Annotated in this window: 12 protein-coding genes; 7 read left to right on the plus strand and 5 right to left on the minus strand. The window is 67.4% G+C overall.

Annotation, left to right across the window (positions count from 1 at the left end):
- Positions 1-98: 98 nt before the first annotated feature.
- The 3 genes from JWQ81_RS04670 to JWQ81_RS04680 are packed head-to-tail and all read right to left on the minus strand — an operon-like array spanning position 99 to position 2,425.
- Positions 99-365 (minus strand): HPr family phosphocarrier protein, encoded by a 267-nt coding sequence (locus JWQ81_RS04670; protein WP_297537881.1) that lies wholly within the window; start codon positions 363-365, stop codon positions 99-101.
- Between the two features lie 33 nt (positions 366-398).
- The gene (locus JWQ81_RS04675) at positions 399-1,640 is read right to left on the minus strand and encodes a PTS transporter subunit EIIC (protein ID WP_297537882.1); all 1,242 of its coding nucleotides are present in this window, start codon (positions 1,638-1,640) and stop codon (positions 399-401) included.
- Complete coding sequence (locus JWQ81_RS04680) at positions 1,637-2,425, minus strand: GntR family transcriptional regulator (RefSeq protein WP_297537883.1); 789 nt, start codon at positions 2,423-2,425, stop codon at positions 1,637-1,639. Before JWQ81_RS04680 ends, JWQ81_RS04675 begins: the two co-directional genes overlap by 4 nt.
- 260 nt (positions 2,426-2,685) lie before the next feature.
- Here JWQ81_RS04680 and JWQ81_RS04685 point away from each other — a divergent pair, with 260 nt between their 5' ends.
- The gene (locus tag JWQ81_RS04685) at positions 2,686-2,922 is read left to right on the plus strand and encodes a PTS glucose/sucrose transporter subunit IIB (RefSeq protein ID WP_297537884.1); all 237 of its coding nucleotides are present in this window, start codon (positions 2,686-2,688) and stop codon (positions 2,920-2,922) included.
- Positions 2,919-3,374 carry a PTS glucose transporter subunit IIA gene (locus tag JWQ81_RS04690; protein ID WP_297537885.1) on the plus strand — a complete coding sequence of 152 codons (456 nt, stop codon included), beginning with the start codon at positions 2,919-2,921 and terminating at the stop codon, positions 3,372-3,374. Before JWQ81_RS04685 ends, JWQ81_RS04690 begins: the two co-directional genes overlap by 4 nt.
- Positions 3,375-3,458: 84 nt before the next feature.
- Here the strand turns inward: JWQ81_RS04690 and JWQ81_RS04695 are convergent, their stop codons facing one another.
- Positions 3,459-3,905 (minus strand): Rieske (2Fe-2S) protein, encoded by a 447-nt coding sequence (locus tag JWQ81_RS04695; RefSeq protein ID WP_297537886.1) that lies wholly within the window; start codon positions 3,903-3,905, stop codon positions 3,459-3,461.
- Between the two features lie 202 nt (positions 3,906-4,107).
- On the opposite strand from JWQ81_RS04695, the gene JWQ81_RS04700 reads away from it, so the two are divergent.
- From JWQ81_RS04700 to JWQ81_RS04710, 3 genes are read left to right on the plus strand one after another with little or no spacing between them, the layout of a single operon-like run.
- Positions 4,108-4,482 (plus strand): hypothetical protein, encoded by a 375-nt coding sequence (locus JWQ81_RS04700; RefSeq protein WP_297537887.1) that lies wholly within the window; start codon positions 4,108-4,110, stop codon positions 4,480-4,482.
- Positions 4,479-4,991: a sigma-70 family RNA polymerase sigma factor gene (locus JWQ81_RS04705; RefSeq protein ID WP_297537888.1), complete on the plus strand. Its 513-nt coding sequence runs from the start codon at positions 4,479-4,481 to the stop codon at positions 4,989-4,991. Before JWQ81_RS04700 ends, JWQ81_RS04705 begins: the two co-directional genes overlap by 4 nt.
- Positions 4,988-5,626, plus strand: coding sequence for an anti-sigma factor (locus JWQ81_RS04710; RefSeq protein WP_297537889.1), 639 nt, complete (start codon positions 4,988-4,990; stop codon positions 5,624-5,626). Before JWQ81_RS04705 ends, JWQ81_RS04710 begins: the two co-directional genes overlap by 4 nt.
- Positions 5,627-6,259: 633 nt before the next feature.
- Here the strand turns inward: JWQ81_RS04710 and JWQ81_RS04715 are convergent.
- Entirely contained in the window at positions 6,260-6,508 is a 249-nt protein-coding gene (locus JWQ81_RS04715; protein ID WP_297537890.1) for a hypothetical protein, read from the minus strand.
- A 61-nt stretch (positions 6,509-6,569) separates the two neighbouring features.
- On the opposite strand from JWQ81_RS04715, the gene JWQ81_RS04720 reads away from it, so the two are divergent.
- Both JWQ81_RS04720 and JWQ81_RS04725 read left to right on the plus strand, forming a co-directional pair.
- The gene (locus JWQ81_RS04720) at positions 6,570-7,274 is read left to right on the plus strand and encodes a hypothetical protein (protein WP_297537891.1); all 705 of its coding nucleotides are present in this window, start codon (positions 6,570-6,572) and stop codon (positions 7,272-7,274) included.
- On the plus strand, positions 7,258-7,662 hold the full coding sequence (locus JWQ81_RS04725) for a hypothetical protein (RefSeq protein WP_297537892.1): 405 nt from the start codon (positions 7,258-7,260) through the stop codon (positions 7,660-7,662). The genes JWQ81_RS04720 and JWQ81_RS04725 overlap by 17 nt, the downstream gene beginning before the upstream one ends.
- The last annotated feature ends 467 nt before the right edge of the window (positions 7,663-8,129 follow it).

Consider the following 8,129-nt stretch of genomic DNA (forward strand, 5'->3'; position numbering starts at 1 on the left):
CCGAATGTGGGACTCGCCCGTCTTGAACATGGGACTCGCGGGCACGCGAAATGGGCGGGGTTCGGTGTGAACCCCGCCCATTCGTGTTTCGTGCAGCCTCAGGCGTCGAGATCGCTCGCGATGAGCTCGGCGATCGCGTCGACGGCGGCTTGTGCGCCCTCGCCCTCAGCGGTGATGACCACTTCGTCGCCGTGGACGGCTCCGAGCGCCATCAGGTTGAGCACACTGCCGGCGGGAACGGCGGCCTCGCCGTTCTTCGCGATGCTCACCGCCACCGGCTGCGCGGCGGCCGCCTTGGCTACCAGCGCGGCGGGCCTGGCGTGCAGGCCTACCTTGCTTGCCACGGTGACACGTCGTTCGGGCATCGATGAGGGTCCTTTCTGAAGGGATGAAGGCTCTTACTTCGCGGCCGTCTTCTCGAGATCGGCCTCGATCGAGTCGTCCTCACGACCCGGGGTGCGCAGGTTCCACTTGAGGATCACGAAGCGGAACACGACGTAGTAGATCACGGCGAACACCAGGCCGATGGGGATCAGCAGCCAGGCCTTGTGTGCGGTGTCCAAACTGGAGTTGAGCGCGAAGTCGATCGCGCCGCCGGAGAACGAGAACCCGAGGTGGATGCCCAATGCGTTGACCAGTGCCAGCGAAAGCCCGGTCATCACCGCGTGGAACAGGTACAGCGGCCACGCGACGAACATGAACGAGAACTCGATCGGCTCGGTGACACCGGTGATGAACGAGGTCAGCGCCGCGGCGATCATCACGCCGCCGACGATCTTCTTCTGCGAAGGCTTCGCGGTCTGCCAGATGGCCAGCGCGGCCGCGGGCAGGGCGAACATGAAGATCGGGAAGAAGCCGGTCATGAACGTGCCGGAACCCTGCACGTGGTGGAAGAAGTTGGTGAGGTCGCCACCCTGGAAGATGAACCACACCGGCACGTTCAGCAGCTGGTGCAGGCCGATCGGGATGAGCAGGCGGTTCAGGAACCCGTAGAGCCCGCCACCGAGCACCGGGGCGCTGGTGACCGCGCTGCCGATGTTGGTGATCGCGTGGTCGACGTACTTGAACACGATGCCGAACAGGACGCCGAGGATGATCATCGAGAACGCGGTGATGATCGGCACGAACCGGCGGCCACCGAAGAAGGCCAGCCAGGCCGGCAGCTTGATGCGGTGGTACCGCTGCCACAGCAGCGCGGCGACGATACCGGTCACGACACCGGTGAGCACGCTGTACGGCCAGTGGATCGGCGCGCCCTCCCAGCCGGCTTTGTAGCCTTCCTGGCTGTTGATCGGGGCGATGGCTTGGATGACCTTGTTGAACACGACCCAGCCGACGACTGCGGCTACCGCTGTCGAACCGTCGCCCTTGCGGGCGAAGCCGACCGCGATACCGACGGCGAACAGCAGCGGCAGCCAGTCGAACAGGCCACCGCCTGCCGCGCCGATGACGGCCGCGACCTTGTTCCAGCCGAGACCGTCCTTGCCGAACACGTCGTCCTGGCCCAACCTGTTCAGCAGGCCGGCCGCAGGCAGAGTGGCGATGGGGAGCATCAGGCTGCGGCCGAAGCGCTGGAGACCGGCCAGGCCCTTGCCCTGTCCCTTCGCCCCCTTCGCGCCCGTTGCCGTGGTGGCGGTCATCGAGTACCTCCGTAGTGGGAATGGTGACCGGAATCCGGGGTATTCCGGTCCAACTGCATCGTGACCTGGTAGTGGTCTCCCCGGTACCAGGAAGTCATGTCCTCCACGGGTTCTCCGTGCGCGCTGGAGACCCGCCGGAACACCAGAAGCGGACTGCCGGCTCGGATGCCGAGCAGTCGCGCGGTCTCCCGGTCCGCCGATTCGGCCCAGACTGTCTGCCGCGCGTTGTCCGGGCGGACGCCGTAGGCCTCGGCGAGGTGGGAGTAGAGCGATTGGGTCAGGTCGAGCTCCAACAACCCGGGCATTCTGCCCGCGTGGTACCAGCCCCGCTCCACGGCGAGCGGGACCCCGTCGGCGCGACGCAGCCGCATCAACCGGTGCGCGGGCACGCCGTCACCGAGGTTGAGCGCGGCGGCGGCCGGCGCCGGTGGGACTTCGGTCGAGGTGGCCAGCACCTCGGTCGTCGGGGACAGGCCCCGGCGGCGCATGTCGTCGGTGAACGACATCAGGTAGAGCTGAAGTTCCATCCGCCGGGTGGCAGTGAAGGTACCTTTGCCCCGGACCCGGGACAGCAGGCCTTCCTCGACCAGCTTCCCGATCGCGGACCGCACCGTCAGGCGCGAGACGTGATACCGCTCGGCCAGCTCACGCTCGGACGGGATGGGTGCGCCGGGCGGCAGTTCCCGCTCGACCGAACGGCGCAGGATCTCCCTCAGCTGGGCGTGTTTGGGCGTGGGCCCGTCGACCACCCGGTCGGTGTCCGGGATGTGTGCTTCCGCGCTCATCGTCGCCACCTTCCCTTCGTGCCCGGGTGCCCCGGTGCTCGCATCTGGACCAGAACATTGGTACGTTCCGGTCTAGACCAATGTCTGATGGGGCAGAGTGCTCCTTCACACCTTCAGGTGTCAACCACTGTTATGTGTTCGTGGCCTGACCGGTGTAGCGGGCGGTCGCAAGTGGCGGTCAAGCCGTCGGACGGCGTAGTAATTGCTGACGCGGACGCCGCGCAGGGCGTGGGAAACAAACGTGAAACAAGGAGGCCGCGATGGCGGACGACAGGCCGGAAAAGATTCTCGCGGCGCTCGGTGGCGCCGGCAACGTCATCGAGATCGAGGGCTGCATCACGCGCCTTCGGTGTGAGCTCGAAGACGGTTCGCTCATCGACGAGCCGGCGCTGAAGAAGGCCGGGGCGATCGGCGTGGTCAAGCGTGGCGGGGTGGTCCAGGTCATCGTCGGTCCCGAAGCCGACACGATCGCCAGCGACATCCAGGACCTGCTGTGAGCTTGGACATCCTCAGCCCGGTCGCCGGGAAGACGGTGCCGATGAGCGAGGTGCCGGACCCGGTCTTCGCGGAGTCGATGGTCGGCCCCGGGCTCGCGGTGCTGCCCTCGGGCGGACGTCAGGACGCGGTGGCGCCGGTGGACGGCACGGTCGTCACGCTGCACCCGCACGCGTTCGTGATCGCGACCGAAGGCGGCCAGGCGGTGCTCGTGCACCTCGGCATCGACACGGTCCAGCAGAAGGGCGAGGGCTTCACCCTGCGCGTGGTCAAGGGCGAGTCGGTCCGGGCGGGTCAGCCCCTCATCGAGTGGGACCCCGACGCGGTCGTCGCGGCCGGCTTTTCGGCCGTGGTGCCGGTGGTCGCCCTCGACGCCCAGCCGGAAGCGCTCTCCGGGCTGAACACCGGTGCCGAGGTGGCTCCCGGCGATCTCGTGTTCAGCTGGGACAACTAAGACGCGGTTTCGGACAAAGAGAGCCAAAAGGACGGATGTCGCGGCCCGCTCAGGTGGGTCGCGACATCCGTCTGTTCAGGTGGTTCAGGCGGTGACGACTTTGCCGTCGGTGACCTTGACGTTGACCTTGGGCAGCGGCGAAGGGGCCGGCCCCTTCTTGACCGTGCCGGTCACCGCGTCGTAGACCGAACCGTGACACGGGCAGTGCAGTTCGGTCCCGGCAGGCAGGACCGTGCAGCCCTGGTGGGTGCAGATCGCGCTGAAGCAGGCCGCGGTGGTGTCGGTCGGCCGGGCGACGATGAGCGGTTTGCCGTCGGAGCTCTGGGCGGAGGTCGCCTGCCCGACGGTGATGCTGGCGAGGGTGGCGATCGGCTGGTTGGCGGCCGGTGGTTTGTCCGATGCCGAGGATGAGCTTGCGGCACCCCCGCCACTCGAGCCGCAGGCGGCGAGTGCGACGGCGCTGACGGCTACTCCGGCGGCAGCGGCACCACTGGTCAGGACGGTCCGGCGGGTGGGAAGTTGTGCAGTCATGCCTGATGTTACGTAGCCCGCAGGGCTTCGGTTCAACCCGGAGGGCTGATTTTCCCGGCCGGGGTTGGTGTTTATCCGTCTTGGTCGGATTCGCGCGGATTTTTTCCGGAGATCGACATGTTCCCCACAGTTTCGTGAACCGGTTTCGGACTACACACGTGTGCATGCCATACGGGTTCGAAGCAACGATGAGGAGCGGGTCATGATCTCGTGGTTGGTACGGGTTCTGGTGGCGGCCGCACTGCTCGGCTCGGCATGGGTGCACTACGACCTGTGGCGCAACGGGTTCAGCGACATCGCCGTCATCGGGCCGCTGTTCCTGGTCAACGCCGTGGCCGGGGTGGTGATCGCGGTGGGCGTGCTCGCCTGGAGCCACTGGATCCCGGCGTTCCTGGCGGCCGGATTCGGCGCCTCGACACTGGGGGCCTACGTACTGTCGGTGACAGTCGGCCTCTTCAACGTCCAAGAGCAGTTCACCACCCAGGCCGAGCTCTGGGGAGTGATCACCGAAGCTGTCTGCATCGTGCTCGGGATCGCGCTGATCGTCATGGCGGTGCGGCCGGGCCGCCGCGCGTGAGGGAGGCCGCCGAAGACCAGTTGATGCGCGCGCTCCATTCGGACCACGCGAGCGCGTTGTGGTCGTACGCGCTTCATCTGACCAACGGCGACCGCACCCGGGCCGAGGACGTGGTGCAGGAGACCCTGCTGCGGGCGTGGCGGCATCCGCGGGTGCTGGACCAGTCACAGGGGTCGGCCAGGGCCTGGCTGTTCACCGTGGCGCGCCGGATCGCGATCGACGGCTGGCGGTCGGCGACCTCGCGGTCCGAGGTCAGCACGGACGCACCGCCGGAGCGGTCCGTCGGGGACGGTACGGACCGCGTCCTGCAGGGTTGGCTGGTGGCCGAGGCACTGGGGGAGTTGTCCGTGCGCCACCGCGAGGTGCTTATCCTCTGTTTCTTCGACGGACATTCGGTGGCCGACGCCGCCGCGCGGCTGGGGGTGGCCGAGGGGACGGTCAAATCGCGGACGCACTACGCGTTGCGGGCGCTCAGACTGGTGTTGGAGGAGAAGGGGGTGACGGAATGAGCGCGGACGATCCATTCGAGAGCCTCGACGCGGCCTACGTGCTCGGTTCCCTGTCCTCTGAGGACAGACAAGCGTTCGAGACGCATCTCGAGGGCTGTGAGCGGTGTTCGGAGTCGGTCGCTGCCATTAGCGGGCTGCCGGGCCTGCTTTCGCAGGTCCCGGACGTGGAGAAGCCGCCTGAAGGCCTGCTGAAGTCAGCGCTTGCCCGGTCTAGGCGGACCAGGCGGCGGAGGCTGGCGACCGTGGCCGGCTCTGCGGTGGTGGCCGTCGCGTCGTTCGGCGCGCTGGTCATTTCGCTGATGACGCCCGGACCTTCGGGCGATCCCGCCGGTGTGTCGATGACGGCGTTGGGCGGCTACCCGGTGCAGGGCAACGTCGCGCTCGCCGATCAGAACTGGGGCACGAGCGTCGCGATGTCGTGCAGTTACGGCGGCAAGAAGGCGCACGACTACGTGCTGGTCGCCATCGGATGGAACGGCGGGACCGCCGAGTTGGCCACCTGGCACGCGATGCCGGAGAACACCGCGCGGATCGTCGTGGGCACCGGGATGCGGCGCGCCGACATCAAGGCACTGGAAGTCCGCACGACTTCGGGGGTGCCGCTGCTCCGGCTGACCCCAATGCCTGGAACTTAGGGCTGACGTGGCAGGTGTGGCGTTGTGACGTGCCGTGAAGGCCACCTTAGTCAAGTTCCGACATGAGGTAATCGACCCGTAGATCCTATTTGACCTGATCAGGCCTACTTGGCCGCCGACGGTACTCAGCTCCCGCCCCGGATGTCCGAACACCAGCCCCAACCCGGGTCGGTGCCCCGAGTGCCGTAACAGGGCCCGCCGTGCTGGGGGGACCCGTGCCGACCGTGGCTATGCCGGGGCACACCGAACCCGGTTCCGGCCCGCTGTGCTGGCCCGTGACCCGCTGTGCCGCTGTGATCGGGCCGAGTGCCCGAGCCATCCGGGCCGCCCGTGTGGTGAGCCGTCCACCGTGGCTGATCACTGGCCGCTCACCCGCCGTGAACTGGTGGCCGGGGGCCTTGATCCTGATCACCCCGCCCGTGGCCGGGGCCTGTGTGCCCGCTGCCATGCCCATGTCACCGCCACCGACACCCGCACCCGTGGAGGCTGGAACAGCCCGTGAGAAACCCGTTCAGCCCCGGCCTCGCCGCCGCGCGCGATGGCCGCAGACCCCCAGGGGGAGCACCCCCGAGCCCGCCCGGCAGGCACAAGCCACTGAGGGCCGTTTCCGTCCCGCCAGGTTTTCGCAGACGCCTATCCCACGTCGGCCGGGTGCTCTTCCGAACTGTCCGGGTGCCGGTGCCGGGCCACGATGTTGCGGACCGCGACGTCGCTGATACCGGCATGCTCGGCGATCCCGGTATAGGTGTGTCCGGCGCGGTGAGCAGCCACGATGCGTGTGTCACGTTCGCCGTGCCAGGCGGTCGCCTGCTCGGCGGCCTCGCTGACGCTGGTCAGCAGTTCCGCCCGCAGCCGCGCGATATCGCGGCCGTCGTCCCCCATGCCTCGATTCTAACTGAGTTCGGATTTCCGAACATCATTCGGATGAGACGGGAGGGTGGCCGTGCCGATCGCCATTGACGGCATCACGCCGTCGGCGCAGATCCGTGCCGACATCGCGGCCGAGGGGAAACCGGTTTTGCTCGGGTTCTCCCGAGGGAAGGATTCGCTTGCGGCGTGGCTGGCGATGCGGGAGGCCGGCATCGAGGTCGTGCCGTACCACCTCAACCTCGTCCCCGGGCTGGCGTTCGTGGAGGAGTCGTTGAAGTTCTACGAGGACTTCTTCGGTACGCGGGTGGTGAACCTGCCGCACCCGACGTTCTACCGGTGGTTGAACGCGTTCGTGTTCCAGCCGCCGGAGCGGTGCGCGATCATCGAGGCCGCCCAGTTCCCCGAGCCCACATACCAGGAGATCGCCGACGCGGTCCGCGACGACACCGGCCACCCCGGTGCCTGGAACGCCGACGGGGTGAGGGCCGCGGACTCGCCCAACCGGCGGATGGCCATGGTCACCCACGGTCCGGTACGAGAGCAACTGCGGCGGGTGTCGATCGTGTGGGACTGGCGCATCGCCGACGTCCGCGAGATCCTCGCCCGCCACTCCTGCCCGCTGCCGCCGGAGTACGAGTGGTTCGGCCGCTCGTTCGACGGCCTGGATCACCGGTTCACTGACCCCATCCGCCGCCACGCACCCGAGGACTACCAGCGGATCTTGGACTGGTTCCCGCTCACTGACCTGGAGGTGTTCCGCCGTGGACTCCAACGATGACGTGCTCGCCCAGCTCCAAGCCAGCGCGGCCGTCGGCAACCCCACTTCCCAAGCGGACCTGCTGGCCCAGCTCAACGCCGACCCAGAACCCGACCCGCTGGCCGGCGTCGAGTACACCGGCGACTTGGCAGCCGACTCCGACGCCGAACTCGACGCCCTGGCGAAAGGCTTCCGCGAGCGGACCAAACGCGAGGACGAGCGTTTCCGCCTGGCCACCGACTCGGAGTTCTGGTTCGCGGTCTGTTTCAAGACCCGGAAGGACAAGGACGCGTTCCTCGCCGCCGCCCGGCTACTGGCCGTGGGTGACAAGTACCTCGATGGGTATGCCGTGGCCCGAGTCTTGGGTATCCCGACGTTGACCGAAGACGACACCGACAGAAAGGAGTAGTCCATGCGTCAGCGTTTCTCCCGCGCCGTCGCGGGAGTCCGGCGCGCCTTCAGCCGCCGTGCATCCAGCGGTAGCCGAGGCCGCACCTCCGGCAGCTGATCAAGCTGATCCAGGGCGAGAAGTTAACAGCTATTTGCTTACCAGACGGTCTACGTCAACTCATGTGGACAGCGCGTCGCACCGTAACCGCAGGTAGCGCTCCTCATGACAACTCATGTGGACGTCCCTGCTACGGTAATAGGAGTTTGCTGCTTCGCTGCTAGAGCAGCAAACCGTCGTCCGCGCTAGCGGACCACCAGGCAAGTTGGGCGGTCGACCTCCAAGAATTTCAAGGAGGCCGACTGAGGTTCCCCCCGGAGAGTGGACACCGTTTTAGCAGGGCACAGCCCTGCTGGAAGGATGTCTGTTATGTCTGCCCGCAAGCGTCGGTCATACACCGCCGAGTACAAGGTCGAGGCCGCGCATCG

This window comes from Amycolatopsis sp., assembly GCF_025464955.1.
Classification (GTDB): domain Bacteria; phylum Actinomycetota; class Actinomycetes; order Mycobacteriales; family Pseudonocardiaceae; genus Amycolatopsis.

Excerpts from the sequence above, each read along its gene's own strand:
- JWQ81_RS04685 (WP_297537884.1), top strand. The coding sequence starts at position 2,686 with ATGGCGGACGACAGGCCGGAAAAGATTCTCGCGGCGCTCGGTGGCGCC.
- JWQ81_RS04695 (WP_297537886.1), bottom strand. The coding sequence starts at position 3,905 with ATGACTGCACAACTTCCCACCCGCCGGACCGTCCTGACCAGTGGTGCC.
- JWQ81_RS04700 (WP_297537887.1), top strand. The coding sequence starts at position 4,108 with ATGATCTCGTGGTTGGTACGGGTTCTGGTGGCGGCCGCACTGCTCGGC.
- JWQ81_RS04675 (WP_297537882.1), bottom strand. The coding sequence starts at position 1,640 with ATGACCGCCACCACGGCAACGGGCGCGAAGGGGGCGAAGGGACAGGGC.
- JWQ81_RS04710 (WP_297537889.1), top strand. The coding sequence starts at position 4,988 with ATGAGCGCGGACGATCCATTCGAGAGCCTCGACGCGGCCTACGTGCTC.
- JWQ81_RS04670 (WP_297537881.1), bottom strand. The coding sequence starts at position 365 with ATGCCCGAACGACGTGTCACCGTGGCAAGCAAGGTAGGCCTGCACGCC.
- JWQ81_RS04680 (WP_297537883.1), bottom strand. The coding sequence starts at position 2,425 with ATGAGCGCGGAAGCACACATCCCGGACACCGACCGGGTGGTCGACGGG.
- JWQ81_RS04715 (WP_297537890.1), bottom strand. The coding sequence starts at position 6,508 with ATGGGGGACGACGGCCGCGATATCGCGCGGCTGCGGGCGGAACTGCTG.